18 protein-coding genes are annotated in these 25946 nt (G+C 42.7%); 15 read left to right on the forward strand and 3 right to left on the reverse strand.

All coding sequences use genetic code 11. The features are described 5' to 3' along the window. Window positions 1–17 precede the first annotated feature (17 nt). On the reverse strand, window positions 18–1208 hold the full coding sequence (locus MKX60_RS16200; protein ID WP_256721564.1) for a pectinacetylesterase family protein: 1191 nt from the start codon (window positions 1206–1208) through the stop codon (window positions 18–20). Between the two features lie 168 nt (window positions 1209–1376). Next, the gene (locus MKX60_RS16205) at window positions 1377–4508 is read right to left on the reverse strand and encodes an alpha-mannosidase (protein WP_341060376.1); all 3132 of its coding nucleotides are present in this window, start codon (window positions 4506–4508) and stop codon (window positions 1377–1379) included. Between the two features lie 248 nt (window positions 4509–4756). On the opposite strand from MKX60_RS16205, the gene MKX60_RS16210 reads away from it, so the two are divergent. From MKX60_RS16210 to MKX60_RS16280, 15 genes are all read left to right on the forward strand, one after another. Next, a complete protein-coding gene (locus MKX60_RS16210) occupies window positions 4757–6571 on the forward strand; it encodes a sensor histidine kinase (RefSeq protein ID WP_081382735.1) in 1815 nt (604 codons plus the stop codon). After that, window positions 6571–8139 carry a response regulator transcription factor gene (locus MKX60_RS16215; RefSeq protein WP_149644027.1) on the forward strand — a complete coding sequence of 523 codons (1569 nt, stop codon included), beginning with the start codon at window positions 6571–6573 and terminating at the stop codon, window positions 8137–8139. Before MKX60_RS16210 ends, MKX60_RS16215 begins: the two co-directional genes overlap by 1 nt. A 328-nt stretch (window positions 8140–8467) precedes the next feature. Continuing rightward, the gene (locus tag MKX60_RS16220) at window positions 8468–9349 is read left to right on the forward strand and encodes an ABC transporter permease (RefSeq protein ID WP_042193664.1); all 882 of its coding nucleotides are present in this window, start codon (window positions 8468–8470) and stop codon (window positions 9347–9349) included. A 19-nt stretch (window positions 9350–9368) separates the two neighbouring features. Then, window positions 9369–10292, forward strand: a complete 924-nt coding sequence (locus MKX60_RS16225) for a carbohydrate ABC transporter permease (protein WP_076283087.1) — start codon at window positions 9369–9371, stop codon at window positions 10290–10292. Between the two features lie 85 nt (window positions 10293–10377). Continuing rightward, window positions 10378–11895 carry an ABC transporter substrate-binding protein gene (locus tag MKX60_RS16230; protein WP_340968822.1) on the forward strand — a complete coding sequence of 506 codons (1518 nt, stop codon included), beginning with the start codon at window positions 10378–10380 and terminating at the stop codon, window positions 11893–11895. Between the two features lie 123 nt (window positions 11896–12018). Further along, window positions 12019–13338 carry a glycoside hydrolase family 125 protein gene (locus MKX60_RS16235; protein WP_341060378.1) on the forward strand — a complete coding sequence of 440 codons (1320 nt, stop codon included), beginning with the start codon at window positions 12019–12021 and terminating at the stop codon, window positions 13336–13338. After that, complete coding sequence (locus tag MKX60_RS16240) at window positions 13335–16484, forward strand: beta-galactosidase (RefSeq protein WP_341060380.1); 3150 nt, start codon at window positions 13335–13337, stop codon at window positions 16482–16484. Before MKX60_RS16235 ends, MKX60_RS16240 begins: the two co-directional genes overlap by 4 nt. A 45-nt stretch (window positions 16485–16529) precedes the next feature. Further along, on the forward strand, window positions 16530–19283 hold the full coding sequence (locus MKX60_RS16245; protein WP_341060382.1) for an alpha-mannosidase: 2754 nt from the start codon (window positions 16530–16532) through the stop codon (window positions 19281–19283). 150 nt (window positions 19284–19433) lie between these two features. Beyond that, window positions 19434–20195, forward strand: a complete 762-nt coding sequence (locus MKX60_RS16250) for an IclR family transcriptional regulator (protein WP_149644031.1) — start codon at window positions 19434–19436, stop codon at window positions 20193–20195. Then, on the forward strand, window positions 20195–20968 hold the full coding sequence (locus MKX60_RS16255) for an SDR family NAD(P)-dependent oxidoreductase (RefSeq protein ID WP_341060384.1): 774 nt from the start codon (window positions 20195–20197) through the stop codon (window positions 20966–20968). Before MKX60_RS16250 ends, MKX60_RS16255 begins: the two co-directional genes overlap by 1 nt. Window positions 20969–21004: 36 nt before the next feature. Next, window positions 21005–21916: a fumarylacetoacetate hydrolase family protein gene (locus MKX60_RS16260; protein ID WP_341060386.1), complete on the forward strand. Its 912-nt coding sequence runs from the start codon at window positions 21005–21007 to the stop codon at window positions 21914–21916. A 28-nt stretch (window positions 21917–21944) separates the two neighbouring features. Beyond that, on the forward strand, window positions 21945–22805 hold the full coding sequence (locus tag MKX60_RS16265) for an amidohydrolase family protein (protein WP_341060388.1): 861 nt from the start codon (window positions 21945–21947) through the stop codon (window positions 22803–22805). A gap of 3 nt (window positions 22806–22808) precedes the next feature. Beyond that, window positions 22809–23579: an SDR family NAD(P)-dependent oxidoreductase gene (locus MKX60_RS16270; protein ID WP_149644035.1), complete on the forward strand. Its 771-nt coding sequence runs from the start codon at window positions 22809–22811 to the stop codon at window positions 23577–23579. Between the two features lie 26 nt (window positions 23580–23605). Then, complete coding sequence (locus MKX60_RS16275) at window positions 23606–23929, forward strand: L-rhamnose mutarotase (protein WP_341060393.1); 324 nt, start codon at window positions 23606–23608, stop codon at window positions 23927–23929. Window positions 23930–23965: 36 nt separating this feature from the next. Beyond that, window positions 23966–25063, forward strand: coding sequence for a mandelate racemase/muconate lactonizing enzyme family protein (locus tag MKX60_RS16280; RefSeq protein WP_341060394.1), 1098 nt, complete (start codon window positions 23966–23968; stop codon window positions 25061–25063). Window positions 25064–25302: 239 nt separating this feature from the next. Here MKX60_RS16280 and MKX60_RS16285 read toward each other — a convergent pair whose 3' ends face one another. Continuing rightward, complete coding sequence (locus tag MKX60_RS16285) at window positions 25303–25740, reverse strand: MarR family transcriptional regulator (RefSeq protein ID WP_231573481.1); 438 nt, start codon at window positions 25738–25740, stop codon at window positions 25303–25305. Between the last annotated feature and the right edge of the window lie 206 nt (window positions 25741–25946).

Below are 25946 nucleotides of genomic sequence, written 5' to 3' on the forward strand. Positions count from 1 at the left end.
ATTTCGCTAATTCTGTGCTATTTCTGAGCTGGTTTCGATGTTATGAGGAACTTGCTGCCCACTGAATAGGGTTTCTGATGGTTGACTGCATCACCTAGCCATTTCAGAAGCTTCACACCATCTTGTTCAGCCTGAAAGAAGGTCTCTCTGGTTGCAAAAGTGTGCGGGGTTGTACCCGTCTTAGCATTTAGCCCATAGTCGGTCAGATAGTAATAATAATTAGGTAAAGTGGCAGCCAAAGATGATACAGATTGCCGCATTTCCTGTGACCATTCATTAATAATGCGTTGATCTCTGGGCCCCTTGTAATCGTTGATGTTGTTCTGAAAGTGGATCAGAATCTCGTCAAATACCGAGTAGGATTGCAATATTACCGTATTCGCAGGCAGTAGATGAGCGTTCGCTTTAAATGCTGCCCCAATGATATCCGCTTCAGGGGTATACCCAAAATTCTTAACGAAGTCTGCCTGCCATTCCTTATTCACAACATTTGGCCACTTGTCTGATTTCAGGAAGGAACTGTCTGAATATTGGAAGATCTCGGAGTCTTTGTAATGAGAGGCGATCTCCGGAGCCCAGAAGGCGGACCCGAATCCACCAGCACTTTCACCTGCAATTAGCAGTTTGCCGGGCTTTTCCACGTTGGCATATATCCAATCAAGGCTGCTTCGCACATTATTGCTGCCGTTATAACGCATTGTAAAGGTACTGCCGTCCTCTTTTTTATATTCAGCCGTACGGTTACCGATATGGAAATCACCCGTCGAATAGGGAAGGTAGACCACATTCCATCCATGAAAAGGATTGGCAGGGTTATCCGTATCCATCATGCCTCTCAGCAATGTCAGCATATAGAAGGGGATGTTCTGGAAATAGTTGCCCGTATCTCCACCTTTAATGAAGTTCATTAGCTTGATTGGGTGCGCGGCGCTTTGGGCATCCCAACTGGCCCCTCCCCCGGAAAAAAAGATAATCCAGTTATTAGTCTCTCCCTTTTTATTCCAGATAAAATACTCTGATCCATCACTTGAAATGACATTTCCGTCCAGCTTGACTTTATTCCACTCATAAGGCTTCACTTCCGTGATTACGGGGGTGGCGGTGGCCGGTCTCTTGATCACAAAAGCGCTAATCGCAAGAATAGCAATCAAAGCAAGGCTCAATAATCCAATGCATGTGAATAGCGTAATTTTCCCCATTCTTCTCATATACATCTCTCCCTTAATTGGAGTATACGCTACGTTAACTCATTGCGCAATGTGTATACTTAAATTCAAAATAAACAATCATAATCGAAAAACGGGGTGTCCTCGCAGCCTTTTATACATGGCTACAGGGACACCCCGATTTTGTATGTTACTTCATTTAATTAGATTCTACACTTCGATTTCAAATGTTCTAATTTCGTAAGGTTCAAGTACAAAGGTAATGACAGGTTCAGTGTGAACCTCACCTTCAGGACGTTCCATTAGATTACACTCTTGCCACGAAATAATGTTCAAGTCGCTCGTCATATCAATCTGCTGGCGGCTTCCGGAATAGTCGTGAACACGTACAACTAATTTTTGACCATCTTCAGATTTCTTAAGGGCAGATACCATAACCGTATTCGTAGAAAGACGAATCATGGACTTTGTTTCTACTTCAGCTTGCCCCATGGTGCTCCGCAGTGGATTGTTGATGGACCAGGCTTGACGGACGGTATCACCTTGTAGCCAATCCCCAGTATGAGGCAGGATAGAGTAGGTGAATGAATGTTCGCCTTGATCCGCATCAGGGTCAGGGTGTGTTGCCGATTTGATTAGGGATAGACGCATCACATTATCCTTGATGTCGTAGCCATATTTGCAGTCATTCAGCAAGCTAACGCCATAACCACGATCTGATAAATCTGCCCACTGATGACCCACAGTCTCGAATCTAGCGTAATCCCAGCTAGTGTTCCAGTGTGTTGGACGCTTAACATTACCGAACTGGATATCATAAGTGGCTTCGGTAGCTCGTATCGCAACAGGGAAGGCTACTTTCATTAGCTGTTTTTTCTCATGCCAGTCTACGTTCGTCACGAAGTCGATACGACGATGCCCAGCGTGTAAGATCATTTGCTGTTTAATCGTGGAATCCATATAGCTCCATGTGAATTGCACAATACAACGCAATGAACCATTTTCTATGACTTCAATGCTAGTGCAGTCGATCACTTCGCGCATTTTTTGCTGATAGTAGATGTCAATGTCCCAAGCTTCATGTGCTAATGGTTTATCCTCAAACACTTGGAACACATTACCGTGACTTCCATTAGCTAATACTTGACGCTGTTCGTGTTTATCATAGATGGATGACAATTGACCTTGCTCGTTCCATGCTATTTCAAGGTGAGGCGTTGAAATTCCTGATTCATTCAGCTTGAATGGAGTGCTTAGTGGCTCAGAATTCACATCTGCCACGAAGGAGATGGTGGTGTATCCGAGAGAAGGAATGTCGGACACTTCAATGATCCAACGGTCCCCTTCACGCTGAGCTTGTAATGGTTTACCTTCTGTGTTTATCCAATGTCCTGTTTCCATGCCAGGCTCTATAGTAATTTCTACGAGCTCAGTTAATTCCCAAGAAGCATTGTTCCAGATGGTATATTTACCGGCTTCACTTCCGTTCACTAGTGCCTTCGTAGATTGTTCCCATACAGATTGACCAATGGCTTCGGCTTGAGCATATTCAATCGTACTGTCTTCGTACACTTCACGAATTGAAGAACCAGGAATAATATCATGGAATTGGTTACGCAAAATAATTCTCCAACCCTCGTCTAAATCGGTCTGACGATAGTTCGACCAATCTTCAGACACCACACTTTGCAGTGCGTTTAGCCATTCCGCCTCGCGGTATAGCAGTTCAAGCTTGCGGTTCATCCGCTTATTGTAGGCTTGGCTAGTGTACGTGCCACGGTGATATTCTAAGTAAAGCTCACCATCCCATACATGGACATAACGATCTGTATTAGCAACGGTTTCTTGCAGATTACGGAAGTAATCTCCTGCTGTTCCTGTTTCAATCTTCGGTAGTCCTGGGAGATCGTTGAGTCTGCGGCGCATCTCGAGCATTTCGCGGTTAACCCCGCCGCCGCCATCACCATATCCGTAAGAAAGTAATAAATTGCGATTCACTTCTTTATCCCGGTACGTATCCCAAATTCCTTTTACAGTCTTAGGAATGATGCGGCCATTATAGGTGTAGAACCAAGAATCTTCTTCAGACCAAGGCTCTGGTGTTGTAATGAAGTGTGTTAATACTTCAGTGCCATCAATACCGCGCCATTGGAAGGTATCATGTGGCATGCGGTTGTATTGATTCCAGCTAATTTTCGTGGTCATGAATGTATTGATTCCTGATTTTTTTAGAATTTGTGGCAAGGACCAGCTATAGCCAAATACGTCCGGCAGCCATAAATAATCACATTCAACACCAAATTCATTACGTAAGAAGCGAGTACCATATAGCAATTGACGGACAAGAGACTCACCTGAGGTCAAGTTGCAATCTGCCTCGAGCCACATACCACCGCCAGCTTCCCAGCGTCCTTCAGCTACACGTTCACGAATCTTCTCATAGATTTCTGGATAATCGTTTTTGATGTATTCATAGAGCTGAGGTTGAGTCTGTAAAAAAGTATAGTCAGGGAACATTTCCATCAGACGGAGTACGGTCGAGAAGGAACGCGCACATTTCTCACGGGTATGCTTCAATTGCCATAACCAAGCAACATCAATATGGGTATGACCAATACAGGTAACAGTAACTGGCGAAGACTTTTCCATTTTATTAATTTCATCACGCAAATAATTACGAGCTTCCTCGATCGAAGCGTAGAAGACCTCTGAACCTGGACGAGACCAGTCAATCAGAAGAAACGAGCGATCTACTGTACTTAGCAGCTGTGTATATTCTGGTGTTTTTGAATCGAGTACGTTCAGCGTCTCAACTACAGCAAGTGCAGTAAAGTAGAAATCATCCGTTGCATCGTCCAGCCAACAAATTTCTGCCATACGAATGCCATGTGTTTGATCTTTTTTAGGACCGCCACCTTCTAGACCCGACCATAAACGGAAGGTAAGTGGAAGCTGCGTACCTACCGTTTCATCCGGCAAGAACACTTCTGTATGATTGGAATCTACACCTTGATAGGGTTTACCATTGTAAAAGAATAAAGATTCAAAGCCGGAGTTGTTTCCGGCACCTGTCTCGCCAAAATCAAATCGACCCAGTACCCTGCGTCCTGCCCAAGAGGCGGGTACGTCTATCTGTGTCGTTAGCCATAAATACAAATCACGGCCTTTCCAGGTATCGCCAACTTGTAGCTTAGACCATTCTCCATCCACGGGTGGTTCCGCTGCAATTTCACCTTGTTCGTCAATCATAGAATTGAAAAAAGGAATGTGTATTCGATCCCGGTAACGATATTCGGAAATCTCGTTTAGTTGGGAGTTGAGTTTACGTTTGGTTAGAAACATGAGTAATAGCCCTCCATTATCTTGATGGGGGACGAGGATTATAAGACTTATAGGGTGATTACAGGTTTGTTTGGGGGGTAGAAACCAACTATAGACGATTTTTAGCGAGATGTAAACTCATGATAAAGAAAAAGGTTGCAAGGAGGAAAGATTTACATCTAAAAATGAATGCGCTCCCATTGCACAAAAAGAAAGGTGGTGTTAAGCTTCTAATCCTAAAGGCTAGATTTTGAAGGAAGGTGAATTTGTTGAATATAAAGAAATTTTATCAAAATCATTTACGAAAAAAACTGTTTAATAAAATTTTAGCTATATATTCATCCATCATCATTATTACGCTTATTGCCTCTTCCATTACCGTTTATAAATACTATGAACAGACGATCACGCGTCAACATGTTGATGCTAATCGAGAGGTACTGGATTACGTGAGTTTATATATGAATCAGCAGTACGAAGGGATTCAATTGGCCATCCAGCAAATTTATAGTGATGCTTCTGTAAGTGAGGATTTGTCCTACTTTTTGCAACATGATTATGGAGATTATCTTAAATATCGTTTAGATCAGTTTGCTGAAATTGGGAGCTTCGTACCCCATACATTCGATACTTACTTCAAAACGTATTTGAATCAGAAAAGTGGTATTTCTGACGTTATCTTATACAGCACTGAGAAAGAATTTTATTATTTATATAAAAATAATACACGACAGCTCTACAAAAGAGATATAGATATTTCGGAGCAAAAATCACCCATACCCAAGAATGGTTGGGTTTCGCATGAAAAAAAATTATTACTTAAGGAAATAAGGGAAGACAATAACAATTTGTATACGATGACTAGGGAGCTTAAAGATCCGATTTCATTGAAAACGATCGGTATGCTCATTATAGATTTTGATGCTGAACTTATTTCAAAATGGCTTGGTACGAAAGGTACAGAGAATAATGGTCAAGTGTTGGTTCTAACACCAAGCGGTGACGTCATATATGATTCCTTAGGAAGGTATATGGGACAGCAGTATCCGCATATCGCTGGTCTTTATTCAGACAACTGGACTGCACTGGATGGATTATCCAAAGTTAACTTAAATACAACGAATAGCTCAGGTCTTATTGTGGCAGGAATCATTCAGAAGTCGCAGGTCAATAAAGAAATGGTGGTAGTACGAAATTGGATTATCGGGATTACGGCAGCACTAATTGTTGCGGCAATGTCCATTACATACGGAATAATTTTACGTTTCTCTAAAAAAGTGAAGATCATTGTCAAATCTATGAAGCGCTTACAGGAAGGCGACTTAAGCACGCGCATTCATCTTAACCGGGAGGATGAATTGCAGCTTATTGCCAACAATTTTAACTATATGTGTGAAAGACTAGAGCTGTATATTAATAAAGTTTACATTTCAGAAATTACGCAAAAAAATGCAGAACTCGTTGCTCTTCAATCGCAGATTAATCCGCATTTTTTATATAATACGCTTGAAGCTATAAGGATGCGGGCTATTTCGCAAGGTGCGAAGGATGTAGGTCAGATGATTTACATTTTATCTACGTTATTCCGAACGATGATTAAGAAAAGTATGGTTGTTACCATCGCTGATGAGATTGAATATTGCAATCTATATCTTGAGCTGTTTCAAATTAGGCATAAAGATAAGCTTCAAATCGAGTCGCGAATAAGTCCAGTGGCTATGAATTGTTCTATCGTTAAACTGCTGATTCAGCCGGTCATTGAAAATTATATTGTTCACGGATTCAGGCCCGAACGCTCCGATAACTTAATCCGCATTGAAGTAACTGAATCAGACGGTAGCATTCAAATTGCTATTAGAGATAACGGAAATGGGATTATTCCCAGCAAGCTAACGGAACTTCAAAAAACACTTCAAGTCAGTATGCGAATGGATGCACCACCTTCCTCGCTTGGACTATGTAATGTGAATGAGCGAATTAAGCTTTATTATGGGATTGAATATGGATTATCGATTGCTAGTGAGATCGGTGTAGGAACAACAGTCATCATGAATATACCAGTGGTAAGGGAGAGTATTAAATAATGCACAACATACTTATTGTGGATGATGAACCTCTTATTCTCGAAGGATTACGTTCAGTGATCGAATGGGAAGATTATGGACTAAGAATCGCAGGGCAAGCGAGTAATGGGGAAGAAGCTTTAGAATTTTTGCATAGCCATAACGAAGCCATTGACATATTAATTACAGATATTACGATGCCGAAGCTAACGGGACTTGAACTCATTCAACAAATTAAGTCTTTTGATTCAAAAATGAGATTTATTATCTTAAGCGGCTATGAACAATTTGAGTATTTAAAAGCTGGAATGAGTCTAGGCATTGAGAATTATATTCTTAAACCCATTAACATAAAAGAATTGGAATCGACCATTGAGCAAATTGTTGAGGTCCTCAATCAAGAGGATGTTGAACAATTTCATGCGAAGGAGGATCAGCAAGTTTTACGTAACAATATACTAAATCGTTGGGTCACTGGAAATATAGATCGACAGGAGCTATTGCATCGTTCTAAAGTCTTAAATATTTCTCTGGACTGTTCATGTTTTACGGTGGCTGCGATTCGGCTTATTACGGAACATGAGGAGGATGAGGGTCAACTGCACCCTAATCAACTTATGGAAGAATGTTATCGTATCGCTGTGCAGTCCGTAGCAGAGCGCGGAACAGTTATTGTATTTATAGATATGGAAGGTGATCTTGTTCTTATTGTTGCGGAGTCGGCTGAAGATGAGAACAAAGAAGAAATGTATTGCATGCTGCAACAAGTGCAATGTGAGATTATGCATGAATTAGGAAAGTCTGTCTGGATTACGATAGGAAGTAAGGAATATACTTTTCAAGAAGTACCACAAAGTTATAAAAAAGCGAAAAGTTTATATGTGGATCATCTGATGCTGCCGGGCTACCCGATTATAGATGTGGACCAACTGTCGAAGATGGTGTTACATGAGGAAAAGCTCGAAATTGATTATGAAGCATTTACTAAACTATTATTATCTGGAGAGCGTGAGGCGGCAAATCAATTTATCGCAGAAACATTCCAAAAGCTGTTCGGATGTGGCGTGATTACACGCATTGATAATTACAACGTGGCGATTGAATTAATGTTGATCGCTAAGAATATGGAGAAAAACTGTAATTTCAGTGCTGTGTTTAATCCTTTGCTACGCATCCATACCATTGAGCAGTTGCTTCATCATGTGCAGGAAAGTGTGAATGAAACGCTGGACCAATTATCGCTAGTGAGTGATGAGCTCAGTCCGAATATGAGATATATGGTGGATCAAGTGAGCAAACATTATAGAGAAGAACTATCTCTGAAGACGCTCAGTCAGCGAATGAATATGCATCCTACTTACTTGGGACAGCTATTTCAGAAGGAGATGGGGCGAAGCTTCTCTGATTATGTGAACCAATTCCGAATTGAAAAAGCAAGACAACTGCTGCTTCAAACTACGTTATTAACCAATGAAATAGCAGCTGAAGTAGGGTATCTAGATCCAGCGTATTTTTATCGCCAGTTCAAAAAATCAGCAGGCATATCTCCAACAGAACTTCGAAATATGTATAAAAAAGAAAAGGCGTAGGATTTAGGAAATGTTCCCGGGTATCACGTTCAAGTGGAGGGTTCACGAACGTTGGTCACGAGAATGTTTCCTTTTTTTTGTTCAAATCTTAAGGGATTTCAAGCCTCACGGAGGTCATTTTTTCTTGCGATCTTTAATTTTTACATATCATTCTGGAGTTTTTCAACTTTATGAAACCGCTTTTATAGCGCAGAATTAAAGATAGTTAAAGGGGCAAGGAAATAAGATCGAAAGGGTATTACGGGGATTGTTTGGGGATAGAGAAGGGGGATGTGGAATAGTGTCTGCATTTTTCAAAAGCTTAAATAAGGATAAAGTACTGTGGTTTATGGTATTACCAGGGACAATATGGTTCCTAATCTTTTGTTACTTACCGATGTTCGGAACCATTATTGCATTTAAGGATTTCAAGATTCATCGGGACGGATTCTTTGCAAGCGTTTTAAATAGTAAGTGGGTTGGCCTTGAAAATTTCAACTTTTTGTTCTCGACAGAGGACGCCTATATTATTACAAGAAATACGATACTGTATAACGTGGCGTTGATCTCTCTCGGTTTAGTTCTTGCGGTGGGCATTGCAATCACCTTGAACGAACTTGTGAACAAACGGATGGCCAAAGTTTATCAAACGGCGATGTTTATGCCTTATTTTCTTTCTTGGGTTATTATTAGTTTCTTTACATTCAGCTTCCTAAGTGTAGATAAAGGGATCTTGAATCAAGTGATTGTTTACTTCGGAGGCGATCCTGTTTCCTGGTATGGTGATACTCGCTTTTGGCCATATATCCTAATTTTCATGGGAATTTGGAAATCAATTGGTTATTCAAGTGTTGTTTACTTAGCGGCTATAGCGGGTATCGACAAGTCCTACTATGAAGCGGCAATGATTGATGGGGCCAGCAAATGGCAGCAAATTAAGTTTATTACACTTCCTTTGCTTAAACCTTTAATGGTAACGCTAACTATTCTAGCGATTGGTGGTATTTTTAGATCTGATTTCGGTCTATTCTATCAAATACCTCGGGATTCCGGTGTTCTATACTCCGTAACGAATGTTATCGATACTTATATCTATCGAAGCATGAGTACGACAGGAAACCTAGGGATGAGTACAGCAGCGGGTCTATATCAATCGATCGTTGGATTTATCATGGTAATTGTAACGAATTCTATTGTGAAAAAGATCAGCAAAGAAAACGCGATATTCTAGAAAGGAGTCAATTGACGTTATGGAAGTATTCAAACGTAAGCCGAAAGAAGTCGACAACAACGCCATTACTCCTTTTTGGAATGTGGTACTCAATATTGTGATTGGAGTTTTCGCCTTTACCTGTGTGTTTCCGTTCTTGTTTGTCATAGCCATTTCTTTTACAGATGAGAAAGTACTCGCTTTAAATGGATTTAGCTTAATTCCAGAAAAATTTAGTATGGCGGCGTATCAGTTTATTTTTAACACAGGTGATCAGTTATTTCGTTCCTTTGGAGTTACCTTACTTGTTACTGTACTAGGTACGCTCATTAGCTTATTTCTAATTACAACTTACGCCTATGTTCTTTCTCGAAGATCATTTCGCTATCGTAATTTTTTCAGCTTCTTCGCCTTCTTCACGATGTTATTCTCAGGCGGAATGGTTCCAAACTATATTGTGGCCACACAGTTTTTACATTTGTACAACACGATATGGGCTTTAATATTGCCAATAGCGATGAATGCCTTTTTCATCCTAGTGATGCGGACCTTCTTCCAGACTTCAGTGCCTGATGCACTCATTGAGGCAGCCAAAATCGACGGTTCAGGGGAGTTTCGGACATTCCTGCAAATTGTACTTCCGATCTCATTACCGGGGATTGCAACGATTGGATTGTTCTGTACGCTGGGCTATTGGAATGATTGGTTTAATGCGCTGCTGTATATAGATGATGCGAGTCTTGTACCGCTCCAAGCGATGCTGATGCGAATTCAGAATAATATGGAGTTTGTTATCCAGAACAGCATGCAGATGGGATCAAGCTTTGAGATTGCTGCGACATTGCCGACAGAAACCGTTCGTATGGCGATGGTTGTACTGGCGACCTTGCCTATAGCACTAGCGTATCCCTTCTTCCAAAAGTATTTTGTAAAAGGCTTAACTGTTGGCTCTTTAAAAGAGTAACACTACTAAGATGTATTTATTCGAATCGCTAGAACAGGAGTCGATATAAATAAAGAGTTAATTAAACTAAAGGGGGAAAATAGAAATGAAAGTGAAAAAAAGTTTAACGCTCGCTCTTGCTGGAACAATGCTTTTCTCTGGCCTTCTTGCTGGATGTGGTTCGAATAATAATACAAATGCTGCTAAAGAAACAAACAATTCAGCGGCAGCAGGGAATTCAGCAGGGAGTACATCGGAATTAAAGCCATATGAGCTGAAGATGTATTTAATTGGTGGACCTCAAAAGGATTTGGATCTTGTATTAAAAGAAGTTAATAAATATACCCAAGAAAAAATTAATGCGACGTTGAACATTACGATGTTCGATTGGGGTGATTACGATAAGAAGATGCAAGTCATTACCGCTTCTGGTGAGCCTTATGACATTGCCTTTACCTCTTCTTGGACAAATGATTTCCGCCGTAATGCAGCTAACGGTACCTTCTTGGGTCTGAACGATCTGCTAGATAAGTATGGAAAGGAAACGAAAGAAGTTTTGGACCCACGTTTCTTAGAAGGAACTAAGATTAAAGGTGAGATCTATGGTGTTCCTGTAAATAAGGAGCTTGGACAGCAATGGGTATGGCGCTTCAATAAGAAATATGTAGATAAATATAACATGGACATTTCCAACATTCGTACATTGGATGATCTAGAGCCACTTCTTAAAACGATTAAAGAGAATGAGCCTGCGGATATTACACCGCTAGCTGTTCCTAAAGGCTTTAAACCATTCATGCCATTTGACTATGTATTAGGTGATGAGTTACCTATTGGGGTCTATATGGATTCCACAGATGGCAAGGTTGTTAATATTCTGGAGACACCTGAACTTGCAACATCGTTAGATACGATGCGCAGACTTTACACAGCAGGTTACTTACGCCCAGACGTTGCAACACTTGAAGGTATTGATAACATTAAGACAGGTAAATGGTTTGCCGATCGCGAAATCACACAGCCTTATGCAGAAAAAGGTTGGTCTCGTTCAGCAGGTTATGAAATTGTAACTTCGCCTATGCATGAGCCTTATGTGTATACACAGTCCGCTGCAGGTTCGATGCACGCTATTTCCGTAACCTCAGGTGATCCTGAACGGGCTATGATGTTCTTGAATCTTTTGAATACAGATAAGTACTTACGCAATTTGCTCAACTATGGTATCGAAGGCACTCATTATAAGAAAATTTCCGAGAATGTCATTGAAGATCTGCCAGCTATGCAAGATAGCTATGCAATGCCAGGCTTCACGCTTGGAAATATGTTACTGACTTATCTGCATGCTGATGACCCTGCTGATAAATGGGATGCTTTCAAGAAGTTTAATGATTCATCAAAAGAAGCCCCTACCTTCGGTTTTGCATTTGATCCTACACCTGTAAAAACAGAAGTAGCGGCCATCAACAACGTAACTAAAGAATTTATGCCAGCGCTATACACAGGTTCTGTTGATCCTAAAACATATCTGCCAAAAGCAACCAAGAAATTTAAAGAAGCTGGACTGGATAAAGTCATTGCTGAAGTTCAAAAGCAGCTTGATGAGTGGAACCAGACAAAGAAATAAGCTTTGAACGTAACAAAACGCCTACGATTAATCTAAAGGTAACGCAAATAGGATTAGTGGAGACGGGCAGCCATGCTGCCCGTCTCTCTATCTATACTCATTTTTATCAAGAGGAGTGGAAATATGGAACAATTCAGACTGCCAACCATCTCAATGCCGAAGCTTCCGCTTCCACAAGCGATTCAAGAAGTATTGAACGAAGCAGAGGAGAAGTTAGCTCATCGGCCTAAACTATTGCAGCTTTTCAAGAACTGCTTTCCGAATACACTTGAGACTACGACTAAGCTCATGGATGATGGAACAACATTCATCATTACTGGTGATATCCCAGCTTCCTGGTTGCGAGATTCTGTGGAGCAGGTTATGCACTATGTGCCATTTGCGAAGAATGATCCGGATCTTCAACGTATCATTAGCGGTTTAATTAAACGACATATTCAGTATATACATATTGATCCGTATGCCAATGCGTTTAACGAAACAGCGAATGACTGGCATTGGAGCACTAGCGATATTACGGAAATGTCCCCTTGGGTGTGGGAACGTAAATTCGAGATCGATTCTCTCTGTTTTTCTATGCGTCTGGCTTATGCCTATTGGAAAGAAACGGGGAAAACTGATATATTCGACGCCGGATTTAAGGCAGCAATGGTCAAAATATACAATTTATTTAGAACAGAGCAACGCCATGCTGAATTATCTCCTTACCGCTTTATGCGTAATAATGGAATACCTGAAGATACGTTACGCAGCAACGGTCTTGGTATGCCTGTAAATTACACGGGGATGGTCTGGTCCGGGTTCCGATCAAGCGATGATGCTTGCGACTTCCATTACAATATCCCAGGGAATATGTTCGCCGTTGTTGCATTACGTCATATGCAGGAATTCGCAGAATGGGTATTCCGTGATCTTGAATTTCTAAAAGAGCTTAAAGCATTAGAAGCGGACATTGATCATGGAATCAAGCTGTATGGTATTTATCGTCATCCGAAATTTGGCCCAATATACGCCTATGAGACCGACGGCTACGGCAACTACTGCTTGATGGATGATGCGGGAACACCGGGACTCATGTCGATTCCTTATCTAGGCTATGTTACAGCAGATGATGAGATTTATCAGAATACACGCCGATTTGCGCTGAGCAAGGAGAATCCTTTTTACTTCGAAGGAACAGCAGCGAAAGGGATTGGCAGTCCACATACTCCGAAAGATTATATCTGGCATATGGCATTGTCTATGCAAGGTTTGACGGCTTCCACGAAGGAAGAGAAGCTGGACATGCTTGCGATGCTAGAGTCAACGGATGCGGGGACTGGTTTTATGCATGAAGGATTTCATGTCGATGACCCGAATATGTTCACTAGAAAATGGTTTGCCTGGTCCAATAGTCTGTTCTCCCAACTAGTCTATAAATCGATGAAGGAAGGACTACTATGAGCAGACCTGTAATCATATTCTATGATTCTGATTTCCCAATTTCCAATTCGATTCCTAGTGACGCGATTAAATCCATGCGTGAGTTCGGTACGATCGTGAATGCGAATCAGCTTTCGGCAACGCTTAAGGAAATCGAAGGTGGATGTTTCATTAATCTGCATGCACCCTATTTCCCAAAAGCGGCATGGATAGACATTCTTGGATATTTGCAAAGAGGTGGTGGACTGATCAGCATTGGAGGTGCCCCCTTCAAACAACCCGTTCGCTGGAAAAATGAACAATGGCATGTGGAAGTGGAACAGACCTCTTATCATCAAGAGCTGTCTATTCATGAGGTACTGCGTGTTGATTGTTCTCGCAACCAGTCCTTGCTTGCATCAGATGTCATTCCTCTGCTTAAGGGGCAAGAAGCTCTTTTTATAGCGAGTGAAGAGACATGGAACCTTGTGCCACATACGACGAAGACGAGTGATTTACCCCATCAAATGGGGTCAGCAGGTCCGATGAGCACACGGATTTACCCGCTTTTGAAGGGAATTACGCATGAGGGGCGGGAAACTGCTGCTCCAGTAGTTCTTTGGGAGAATACGATTGGTTTATTTGCAGGCTCACGCTGGCTGTTCGTAAATACGGCTGCAACGGCTTCTTTATGGAAGGAAAAAGGGCTGTCCGCGATGTCTGAGTGGGTTCGTTTCTGTAGTAAGGGTGTAACGGAAATGTGGGTTAAGCCAAATTACGCTTCATATGAGTCAGGAGAACGGGCTTCTCTGACACTTCAGATTCAGCAGCTTGAGCGGGTAAAACCTTCTTTGCGAAATGAAGACAAATGGAAGTTTACAATGCATGTTGAGCATGAATCCGATCCCTCCTTACATTGGTCCCATTGTTTAGAGATGAAGGCTAATGCTGAGCTTAACATCGTTCGGGTGCCTATTCCTCTGGAAATTAGGAGTGGTCTGTTCCAAGTGGTCTGCGAAGCGGAAGCCAGTGATGGTGAGGTCCGCATTCTACGTCAAGGGTTCTGGGGGCATGCCCCTGAACTTCTGGCAGCAGGTGAACCGGTAACGAGTGGAAGAGATTATTTCATAAAAGATGGGCGTCCGCTACCTGTTGTGGGAATGACTTATATGACGAGTGATGTGGCACGAAAATTTCTATTTCTGCCGAACGTTGGGGTATGGGATCGCGATATGGGTCAAATGCGGAAGGCAGCGATTAACTGGATCCGAACAGGAATCTGGACTGCTTATCGTAATGTGATGCAAGACGATGGTCATGTTTCAGAAGAGGTACTGCGAGCGATTGATGCCTTTATCATGACGGCGAAGAAGCATGATCTTCAGGTGACTTTCACGTTCTTCTCCTTCACACCGGAAACGTGGGGTGGGGTAAATCCTTATTTGGACCCACAAAGTGTTGAGGCTCAGAAGCGTTTCATTCGTTCTATTGTATCTCGTCATAAAGCGTCTTCGAATGTAGATTGGGATCTTATTAATGAACCGTCGATGTTTGATCCGGCACGTATTTTCTCGGATGGTCCGAGTTCATGTCATGATCGCTTCGAGCAACAAGCTTTCATAGAATGGCTTCGACATAGACATGGGGAAATCGAAGTACTACAGGAACGTTGGAATATGACACCCGCACAGCTTCCGGACTTTGCATCGGCAGGGCTGCCAGAAGCGAAAGAGATGAACTTCGATGTTCAGGATATGCACAGTGCTAAAAGAGGGACGCGTTGGCTTGATTATTGCTTGTTCTCCATGGATATGCATAACCGGTGGGTGAGGCAGTTATATGACACCATTAAGGAGCAATGTCCAGATCAGATGGTTACGGTTGGGCAGGATGAAGGGCTAGGGGCTCAGCGACCTTCACCGTTCTTCTACGAGGAGACGGTGGATTACACCAATGTACATTCCTGGTGGTTTAATGATTATCTGGTGTGGGATGGCATCTTTGCCAAGACGCCTAATAAGCCAAACCTAATTCAAGAGACTGGCGTCATGTATGTAGAAACTCCTGATGGACGAGCCAAACGTTCGGAGCTAGAGCTGCGAAATCTACTCGAACGCAAATATGCCTATGCGTTTGGAACTGCTGGTGCGGGGGCCATACACTGGATTTGGAATACGAACTTCTATATGGATAATGCGAATGAGTCCCATATCGGAGCATTGAGAGCAGATGGAACCGAAAAGCCAGAGGCGGATGTCTCTTATGACTTCGGGAAATTTATAGAAGGCATTCGTGACGTATTTGGAGATCGGAAACTGGAAGAGATCGCTGTGGTGTTTCCGTATTCGAATGATTTCTCTAACCGGAAGCTGGCTTTCGCTGCTACAACAGAGCTTACCCGCATTCTTTCATATGATCTAAAGATGCCTTTTAGAGGGGCTTCTGAATACCACCTAGAAGATTTGGAGAACCATCCTGTGAAGCTTATTATACTGCCAAGCGCGCATAACTTCGATGATGCGGCGATGGAAAGGTTGTTACACATCGTTGAAGAGACAGGTGCGGTATTGCTTGCTACAGGCCCGCTCGACATTGATGCTTACTGGCGTTCTTCAGAGCGCTTAAGTGATATTCTTGGCAAGCGTGAATTGCGTAATGTACGCCGTGAAGAAGTGCTTAGCCTTCAAGGCCAACAACTCCCCGTCTCCTTCGGTCACCGAAGGATTGCTGAGGTATCGAAGGAAACGATGATTCACGAATCCGGCGGAAGCGGAAGCTCTACTATAGACTCAGTCATAAACATCCCGCTTGGCAAGGGTCGACTCCTATGGAGTCCACTGCCTGTTGAATTGAGCGACCGAAGTGATACTACTTCTGCACTGTATCGCTACGCGCTCCATGCTGCTCATGTGGAGTGTGACTTGGAGTGGATTAGCGGAGGGGACTTAGTAGGTATCTACGGACGAAAATTGAGCTTTGCTACGGGGGCTCTCTTCACCTTCGTATCGGAATATGCTCAGGATGCGAAAATCGAGGTGAAGGATTCAGCCACTGGCCGAACCTACGCGTTCTTGTTGGAACAGGAACGTTCAGTCCTGTTTGCTACGGACTATAAAGGTGATCTTCTTGGCGTGTATCGCCAGCAGGAAGTCGAAATCCATATAACTTATCCACATCTACTACATTAAGCATCTTAGTAGAGAGTACGTATTGCATATAAGGAGGTCTTTACATTGGAACGTTCAGATAAATCTATTAAACCTCAGACTGCCCATATTATTTCTCATACTCACTGGGACCGGGAATGGTATCTTCCATATGAAAAGCATCATGTACGCCTTATTAAACTGGTCGATGAATTGCTGGATCGATTGGATGAGGATGGTGAATTTAAGAGTTTTTATCTTGACGGACAGACAATCATTCTGGAAGATTATCTTCAAGTTCGTCCCGAGAATCAAGATCGTCTACAAAAACATATTACGGAGGGTCGTCTTCTGATTGGACCTTGGTATATTCTGCAAGATGCTTTCCTTACCAGCGGAGAGGCAAATGTACGTAATATGCAGATTGGTCATCAGGATTCGAAGCGTTACGGTGAACCTTCTAAGATCGGTTATTTTCCGGACACCTTTGGTCTAGTGGGTCAGACTCCACAATTAATGAAGCAATCAGGCATCAATAATGCCTTTTTTGGAAGAGGTGTAAAGCCGACTGGATTCAACAATACAGTATCGGACGGTGGATATGAATCTTCGTTCTCCGAGCTGATATGGGAAGGTCCGGATGGATCGAAAGTGCTTGGAATTCTATTTGCGAATTGGTATTCGAACGGAAACGAAGTGCCAGTGAATGAAACAGAGGCAAAAGAGTTCTGGGAGAAGAAGTTAGCAGATGCTCGGAAATTTGCCTCTACAGGCGAGTTATTATTCATGAACGGCTGCGATCATCAACCGGCTCAACTGGATTTGCCGGAGGCTATTGAAACTGCGAAGCGGCTATATCCAGATATGGAGTTTATCCATTCCAACTTCCCTGATTACCTTAAAGCTGTAGAGGATGTAATGGATCACAACAATTTGTCGACCGTAAAGGGCGAACTGCGGAGCCAGCACACTGACGGATGGGGGACGTTAGTGAATACCGCATCTGCTCGTGTCTATTTGAAACAGATGAATCAGGAAGGGCAAGTCTTGCTTGAAAAGGTGGCCGAGCCACTCGCTTCATTCGCACATGTATTGGGCAAAGATTACCCTCATCATCTGTTCACCTACGCCTGGAAGACGCTAATGCAGAATCACCCTCACGACAGCATTTGTGGCTGCAGCGTGGATGAGGTACATCGCGAAATGGTAACCCGGTTTGATAAAAGCCGTCATGTAGCAGAGACCATTGTTGATGATAGTAAGCGCATGATCGCTGAAGCTGTGGATACGTCCGGTTTTGCAGCATATGGTGAAGAAGTGCTTCCGTTAGTAGTCATGAATATGACAGGGTGGAGACGCACGGGTACAGTGAGCATAGAAATTGATGCGGCACGTCTATATTTGCGAGAGGGTTTCTCTCTAGAAGAAACGGCCAGCCGTATGAAAGATATTGACTTAAACGGTCGTGAATTAGTAGACGATCAAGGGAATGCCATTACATGCCAGATGGAGGATTTGGGTCTTCAGTTTGGTTATGATTTGCCTGACGATAAATTCCGCCAGCCCTATATGTGCCGCCGAGTAAGACTTACCTTTGAAGCTGTGCAAGTTCCGGCGCTGGGTCTTCGTGCATATGCGTGGGTTCGTCGTGCTAACGCAGGGTTGCCTATAGCTCCTGAATCTTTGCTTCAAGGGGATCGGGTGTTGGAGAATGAGACCATCAAAGTAGTGATCCATGATAATGGTTCATTTACGCTAAGTGACAAAGCCAGTGGCATGACCTACCGGGATCTTGGTGTGTATGAGAACACAGGTGATATCGGGAATGAATACATGTATAAACAGCCAGAGGGTGAACAAGCTTTAACGACCAAGGGACTACAGGCGAATATTTGCGTTCTGGAAAATACACCTTATCGAGCATCTGTGGAAATTAAGCATGACTGGGAGATTCCAGCCTCAGCAGATAATAAGCTGGACGAGGAACAGCGTGCCCTTGTGTACTACCCGGAGCGGAAAGCGCAGCGCAGTAGTGACACAGTCATTCTTAAACTTCGTACCGTAATTAGCTTGGAGCGGGGCGGGAAGGGGCTGCATATCGAAACGACGATAGACAATAAAGCCAAAGATCACCGGATTCGTGCGCTATTTCCGACAGATTTGAACACCGCCACACATCATGTGGATTCGATGTTTGAGGTTGCGGAGCGGAATATTGAGCCAGCTACAGAATGGATGAATCCGAGTAACACGCAGCATCAGCAGGCCTTTGTTGATATCAGTAATGAAACAGCCGGTCTAACCGTCGCTAACTTTGGATTAAATGAATATGAAGTGTTAAGAGATGGTCGTAACACCATTGCGATTACACTACTCCGTAGCGTGGGTGAATTGGGAGACTGGGGTTTGTTCCCAACTCCAGAAGCGCAATGTCTCGGAGAGCACGTTGTACGTATGGAGCTCATCCCACACACAGGAGATGGTATAACCTCAGGTGCTTTTGCTGAAGCTTATCAATTCCAAATTCCTTGGGTCGTATGTCAGACTGATGTACATGAAGGAGCGATTGCTCCGGTGTATACTCCATTCGAATGGGAGAGTCAGGAGCTCGCATTTTCCTCTCTAAAAATGAACGAGCAGACTGGAGACCTACTGCTTCGCTGGTACAACATGAGTCAGCAGAGTACCGACCTGACCATCCGTTCAACGATACCGCAGCAGTATTTCTATAAGACGTCGATCCTGGAAGAGGAGAGCCACCCACTCTCTAGCGAAGAGAAAGGTAGTTCGGCCTTACAGATCGGTCCATGCGAAATTGTAACGATTGGTATTCGGAGATAATATGAATATAAAGACGATAGTTAACCTAGGTATCAGCTTAGGAGCTATCGTCTTTTTTTTGAAAAAAAGATTGCCAAATATAACTAATAAAATTAAAATTAGTTTGTATAGAAAACTTGGTTTTGTATAATGTTTGAAAGAGGTGCTCACATGGACAAAAAATATTGGGTGCCTGCTTTGGAGAAAGCAGACGGGATTCTACGCCTTGTATCAGAGGAACCCTATAAGCATCGATTAATTGATTTATCCAATCAGCTTGGTATCCATAAGAGTTCTATGTATTCTATTTTGCAGACTATGGAAGTACTTGATTGGGTGAATAGAGATACTAACGATACTTATGCCGTTGGCTCCGCTGCGGGAAGGTGGGGAGATTCCTACTTGCAAGGTCAGGACTTAATCTCATCATTTCACCGAGAAGCTACCGCCACAAGAGATCGACTGCAAGAGACAGTTCAGTTGGCCAGACTTGAAGGTAATGAAGTGTTGTATCTAGCTAAGGAGGAAGCGCCGACTATGGTCAGGCTAGCATCCGGCCCCGGTATGAAGTTCCCTGCTCATGTGACTGCACTTGGAAAATTGCTCCTGTCGTTCATTGATGATAAAGATCTGGATTCATTGTACCCGATTCAAGAATTAACGAGCGCTACAGAGTATTCATTGAAAACGAAGGCGGATCTGGTTAAGCAACTGCGAATCATCCGTGATGAGGGGATTGCTTTCGATGAGCAGGAAGTTATCGTTGGGTTCAGCTGTGTTTCAGCCCCGATCCTATCTAAATCAGGTGAGGCTATCGCAGCAGTGAGCTGTACCATGCAGCAGCATATCTGGGAGAAAAAGAAGGATGTTGCGGAGGCTGAAATTCGTCATTTGGCGAATCGGTTATCGCTATACCAAGGAGGCAATCATTAATGAGATTAGCCAATAAAGTCATCTTAATTACGGGATCAGGTTCAGGGATCGGGAGAAGCACGGCATTGCTGTTTGCTCGTGAAGGTGCAACTGTAATTGTGAACGATTTAGATGAAGCTAGAGGTACAGAGACTTTGAAGGATATTCATGCAGATGGAGGAAAAGGTCATTTCATCCATGCGGATGTGACCCATGCTGAATCTGTAGAGCAGATGGTAGATCAAATCATTGAACAATATGGTCATATAGATGTGCTTTTTAACAATGCAGGGATTAGCGGAGTAGGCGCTTTGCATGAAGTTGAACCGGATGCATGGGAACGGGTAATTCAGGTTAATATTCGGGGGGTATATTTGCCCTCCAAATATGTGCTTCCTCATATGATGAAACGAAAATCTGGCAACATCATTAATATGTCCTCTTGCGTCGCAGAAATCGGGCTCGCCAGAAGAGCTTCTTATTCAGCTACCAAAGGAGCGGTATTGGCCCTGACGAAATCCATGCAAGTAGATTACGCAGCATACAATATTCGTGTAAATGCCCTTTTACCAGGTACAATCCTAACACCGTTCGTTGAGAATTACTTAAAAACCTCTTACGATAATCCGGAAACTGCGATTGCGTCAATTAAGAAGCGTCAGCTTAGTGAAGAGCTCGGCTTACCTGAGGATGTTGCCCAAGCCGCCTTATTTCTCGCTTCGGATGAATCAAAATTTATGATGGGTTCTCCTCTCTATATTGATGGAGGCGCAACTTTTGGGAAAAATGCCTGAATAGCATTAAAACGATAAAAGGAAGGGGAATTAATAATGAAGTTATTAACATTCGTTAACAATGGTGATTACCAATTGGGGGTCGTAACAGAAAAAGGGATACTGGATGTTGCAAGCGCTTTAATAGATTTGCCTACACAGCATGGATATTCCGTACCTATGACCGTTCACGAAGTCATTGACGGTGGTGAGGCAGCGGCTTCGAGGTTGGATCAATTCACAACTCAAGCACTGGATATGGCTGGAGAAGACTGTTCATACCTATTAGATGAAGCGAAGTTGACGCTCGGTCCATGCGTGACTCATCCAAATAAAATCATCTGCGTCGGTCTTAACTATCGCAAGCATGCGGTGGAAACGAACGCAGCAATTCCTGAGTTCCCGATATTGTTCAATAAATTCAATAACACGTTGACGGGACATGGCGACGATATTCCCCTTCCAAGAGTGACGAAAAAAGTTGATTACGAAGCAGAGCTTGTTATCGTTATCGGTAAATCAGCTAAGTACGTTACGAAAGAGGACGCGCTTAACCACGTATTTGGTTATTGCAACGTAAATGATTTATCTGCACGGGACTTGCAGCTAAGGACTCAGCAATGGCTGTTAGGCAAGTCATGTGATAAATTCTCTCCTCTTGGACCTTATCTAGTTACAGCGGATGAAATCGAAAACCCGAATGATTTAGAGATTAAATGTACAGTCAACGGAGAAATCCGCCAGCACTCCAATACGTCAGATATGATTTTCCAATGCGATGAGATCGTAAGTTATATTTCGCAACATATGACGCTTGTTCCTGGAGACATCATTCTGACTGGAACACCAGAAGGCGTCGTCCTCGGTTATCCGGTAGATCAGCAGATTTACCTGAAGGATGGTGATATAGTCACGATTGAGATTGAGAAGCTCGGCAAGCTGACGAACCGGCTCGTTAAGGAAGACTGACAATGTACTCAATTTGTGAGGTGAAAGCATGAGAATTGATGCGCATCAGCATTATTGGCAATTAAGTCGAGGAGATTACGGATGGCCTACACCAGAAGTTCCATTACTATATCGAGATTTTATGCCTGATGACCTGACAGAATCATTATTACGACATGGAATCACGAAAACTATTGTTGTTCAAGCAGCGGCTACTGTTGAAGAAACTGAATTTCTACTAAGTTTATGCGAGACCCATGATTCAATAGCTGGTGTTGTGGGCTGGTTGGATTTAGAGCAGGACAATTTTGCGGAAACCTTTGAACTTTTGCATAAATATCCTCATTTTATTGGCCTCCGATTGATGCTTCAAAGTATTGATGCTGATGAATATTTGCAACGTCCTCATGTTATTCATCATTTAAAATGGTTAGAGACGATGGGATTCCCTGTTGATTTATTGATCCATGCTGCACAATTCCCAGCCGTATTGAAATTGCTCAAGCTTGTGCCAAATTTACATGCGGTCATTGACCATATAGGTAAGCCACAAATTTCCCAGCAAGAATCCTCACCTTGGCAAGAGTGGGTTACGGAGGTCGCGCAATATCCGCAAATGTATTGCAAGCTTTCAGGTATGGTTACCGAAGCAAATATGGCGACCTGGGTAGAATCTGACTTTAACTTTTATATAAAACACGTCATACATGCATTTGGACTAAACCGAGTCATATTCGGTAGTGACTGGCCAGTGTGCCTGCTTGCAGCAAGCTATGATCAAACAGTAAGCATTTTGTTAAACAATTTACCTGAAGCGCTTACAGAGCGAGAATTAGACGATGTTTTTGGCAATAATGCGATCCGCTTTTATCAATTGGAGACATCACATTTTATTGAAACTGGAGTGTAGCCTATGCAATTACAAGGGAAAGTCGTTATTGTTACAGGCGGTGGCTCCGGGATTGGCGAAGCGACTGCCAAATTATTTGCCAGTGAGGGTGCTAAGGTGATCATTGCGGACTGGAATGAAGCTGAAGCTAAAAGAGTAGTTGAGGATATTCATTCAGTTCATTGTGGGGATTCTGTTGCTTATGCTGTGAAAACAGATGTTTCATCGGAGCTAGAGGTTAAACAATTGGTAGAATGGGTCCTAAATAAGTTTGGCAAGATTGACATTCTATTCAATAACGCAGCTGTTGTATTGCCGAAGTGCTTGGAGGATATTTCTGAAACAGAATGGACTCGTACCTTGGATATCAATTTGAAGAGTGTCTATTTGATGATTAAATTCTGCATTCCTTCGATTAGAGAAAACCGTGGCTGCATCGTGAATATGGCTTCATTAAGCGGATTGGTAGGCCAAAAGCAAAATCCGGTATACTCGGCTTCAAAAGGCGCAATTATTGCAATGACTAAAGCATTAGCGTTGGATTATGCGAACGATGGAGTTCGTGTCAATTGCATATGTCCAGCAGGTGTAATGACGCCTTTATTAGAAGAGTGGATCGGTCAACAGCCCAATCCGGCAACTACAGTACAAGATTTGATCGATATGCATCCATTGGGAAGATGTGCTTCAACGGAAGAGATAGCTAGAGCCGTGTTGTATTTAGCGAGTGATTTATCCGGATTTGTTACGGGTGTAGCGCTCCCTGTTGATGGTGGAGCAGCCTTAGGTTATTAATGAGTTATTGGAAAGGGAGGGGCGGAATGACTCGATATGGGAGTGTTATTCATGTCAAGGATGAGAAGCTGGAAGAATACAAAGCGTTACATGCATCTGTATGGCCAGAAGTGTTGGATAGATTAAGGAAATGCAACATTAAGAACTATTCCATTTTTTATAGAGACGGCTACTTGTTCAGTTATTTTGAATATACAGGGGATGACTATACGGCTGATATGGCCATCATGGCTGAAGATCCTCGTACACAAGAATGGTGGAGCTTAACAGATCCTTGTCAGTATCCTGTGAAGTCTGCATTAGAGGGTGAATGGTGGGCGAGTATGGATGAGGTTTTCCATTTGGATTGAGTATTCATTTCATTTAAAGCTAGGGAGATGAAAAATATGAAAATTACTAACGTAGAAAGCTTCGTCTTACACGTACCGATTACACCACCGATAACGGATGCAATTAATGTTGCTACGCATTGGGGACTTGCAGGCGTTCGGATTTTTACAGATGAGGGTTTTGTGGGGTATGGGTATACAGGAACTTGTGCACATGGTGATGATATGATCGTTGATACGATTGATCGTTATTACGCTCCTTTATTAATTGGCAAAGATCCGTTTATGGTGAAAGAGATTTGGGATGAGCTGCGTTTTGGAAAAATGCATTGGATTGGTAGAGCGGGAGTTACTCATATGGCGTTGGCAGCAGTAGATATTGCACTTTGGGATATTATGGCGAAGGCTTCCAATAAACCTTTGTGGCAGTATCTTGGAGGACATAAATCCAAACAAATAAAAGCTTATAATACAAACGGCGGCTGGTTGAACTGGTCCAAAGAACGTTTGATTAAGGACGTTACTGAAATTGTAGAGCAGGGCTTCACTGGAGTCAAAATTAAAGTGGGTAAAGCAGATTCACATGAGGACTATGATCGTTGCAAAGCTGTTCGTAAGGCGATAGGAGATCAAACCATCTTCATGATCGATGTGAACCAACAGTGGAATATCAATACAGCGATGACATGGGGGAAGAAGTTAGAGGAGTTTGATTTGTTCTGGTTAGAAGAACCCTTAAATCCAGATGACATCATGGGACATAAGAAGCTGGCCGATGCATTAAATGTACCTATTGCGTTAGGTGAACATGTCTATACGAAATATGCATTCCGGGATTATATCCATCAAGGGGCACTCGAATATTGCCAAGTAGATGTAACACGTGTTGGTGGGATTACGGAATGGCAACAGGTTGCAGGTTTAGCCGCTTCATACGATATTCCGATTTGTCCGCATGTTGGTGATATGGGGCAAATTCATCAGCATTTGGTTGCAGCAACACCAGGTGCGATCATGCTGGAATACATTCCTTGGATCCGCCATATTTTTGTGGAGCCGGCTACTGTAGTTAATGGGCACTACATACTACCTCAAATGTCGGGTGCATCAACGGAGATTATACCAGCGCTGTTTGAGCAGTATCGCGTGAGATAATGAAGTGATGGAAGGGGTTCATAAGATCACTCGCAAGGGTCTCTTCCTGTTAGCAGACTTTCTGTATCCGAACAATCTTGCTTTGATCATCGTCTTTTAAATGATGTTTTAAGCCTACGCTCATAAGTGCTTGATCGCTATACAGTCCTTCCAGTCCGTAAATTCGGAACATGAACAACAAACCCCGCTTTATGCATGTTATATGCAATAAGCGGGGTTTGTTGTTTTTAGCATTTGAGTCAAGAAGAAGACTTACTACGTGTTGGGGAACTGAGATGATCAATCTGCTCGTCTAGAACGGTGCTTGCTTTGCCTAAAAATTGTGAAATGAGGGCCAGTTCTTCATCCGTATAGGAAGCAGCCAATTTAACCATAGCGGTATGAAGTGGCATGTACGTGTCAATGACATCTTCTTTATTTTCATACAACGGGACAATAATTACTTTACGGCGATCATTAGGGTCATTTTGTCTGCGAACGTATCCGTTTTTTTCGAGACGATCTATTAATGCAGTAACGCTACCTGTGGCAAGTCCAGTTAGTTTGGACAGCTCTCCAGCGGTAATGGGGCCTTTTTCACGCAGGATATCCACAGACAAAAAATCATTATTGTATAACCCAAGAGAGGCGGCTACGTTTTGCTGGTATACCACCGTTCGGGTTCCTAGACCCCGCATGAGTAAGGTAAATTGTTCTTGCTCTGGTGTAGGTTGTGCTTGTTCATGGCTTGACAAAGGATAACGCCCCTTTTAAAATCTTTATATCTCGTTAATCAAGATATTTGATTATGAAGTTATTTTAAAATGTGTTATTTTACAAATACATTCTATCGAATTAAGCATACTTTTGCAAAAAAAGTAGTATGACAGCATTCGTAAATGGT

Source organism: Paenibacillus sp. FSL R5-0914, assembly GCF_038004525.1.
GTDB lineage: Bacteria > Bacillota > Bacilli > Paenibacillales > Paenibacillaceae > Paenibacillus_AQ.

Excerpts from the sequence above, each read along its gene's own strand:
- MKX60_RS16200 (WP_256721564.1), bottom strand. The coding sequence starts at position 1,208 with ATGAGAAGAATGGGGAAAATTACGCTATTCACATGCATTGGATTATTG.
- MKX60_RS16205 (WP_341060376.1), bottom strand. The coding sequence starts at position 4,508 with ATGTTTCTAACCAAACGTAAACTCAACTCCCAACTAAACGAGATTTCC.
- MKX60_RS16215 (WP_149644027.1), top strand. The coding sequence starts at position 6,571 with ATGCACAACATACTTATTGTGGATGATGAACCTCTTATTCTCGAAGGA.
- MKX60_RS16220 (WP_042193664.1), top strand. The coding sequence starts at position 8,468 with ATGGTATTACCAGGGACAATATGGTTCCTAATCTTTTGTTACTTACCG.
- MKX60_RS16225 (WP_076283087.1), top strand. The coding sequence starts at position 9,369 with ATGGAAGTATTCAAACGTAAGCCGAAAGAAGTCGACAACAACGCCATT.
- MKX60_RS16230 (WP_340968822.1), top strand. The coding sequence starts at position 10,378 with ATGAAAGTGAAAAAAAGTTTAACGCTCGCTCTTGCTGGAACAATGCTT.
- MKX60_RS16235 (WP_341060378.1), top strand. The coding sequence starts at position 12,019 with ATGGAACAATTCAGACTGCCAACCATCTCAATGCCGAAGCTTCCGCTT.
- MKX60_RS16240 (WP_341060380.1), top strand. The coding sequence starts at position 13,335 with ATGAGCAGACCTGTAATCATATTCTATGATTCTGATTTCCCAATTTCC.
- MKX60_RS16250 (WP_149644031.1), top strand. The coding sequence starts at position 19,434 with ATGGACAAAAAATATTGGGTGCCTGCTTTGGAGAAAGCAGACGGGATT.
- MKX60_RS16255 (WP_341060384.1), top strand. The coding sequence starts at position 20,195 with ATGAGATTAGCCAATAAAGTCATCTTAATTACGGGATCAGGTTCAGGG.
- MKX60_RS16260 (WP_341060386.1), top strand. The coding sequence starts at position 21,005 with ATGAAGTTATTAACATTCGTTAACAATGGTGATTACCAATTGGGGGTC.
- MKX60_RS16265 (WP_341060388.1), top strand. The coding sequence starts at position 21,945 with ATGAGAATTGATGCGCATCAGCATTATTGGCAATTAAGTCGAGGAGAT.
- MKX60_RS16270 (WP_149644035.1), top strand. The coding sequence starts at position 22,809 with ATGCAATTACAAGGGAAAGTCGTTATTGTTACAGGCGGTGGCTCCGGG.
- MKX60_RS16275 (WP_341060393.1), top strand. The coding sequence starts at position 23,606 with ATGACTCGATATGGGAGTGTTATTCATGTCAAGGATGAGAAGCTGGAA.
- MKX60_RS16280 (WP_341060394.1), top strand. The coding sequence starts at position 23,966 with ATGAAAATTACTAACGTAGAAAGCTTCGTCTTACACGTACCGATTACA.
- MKX60_RS16285 (WP_231573481.1), bottom strand. The coding sequence starts at position 25,740 with ATGCGGGGTCTAGGAACCCGAACGGTGGTATACCAGCAAAACGTAGCC.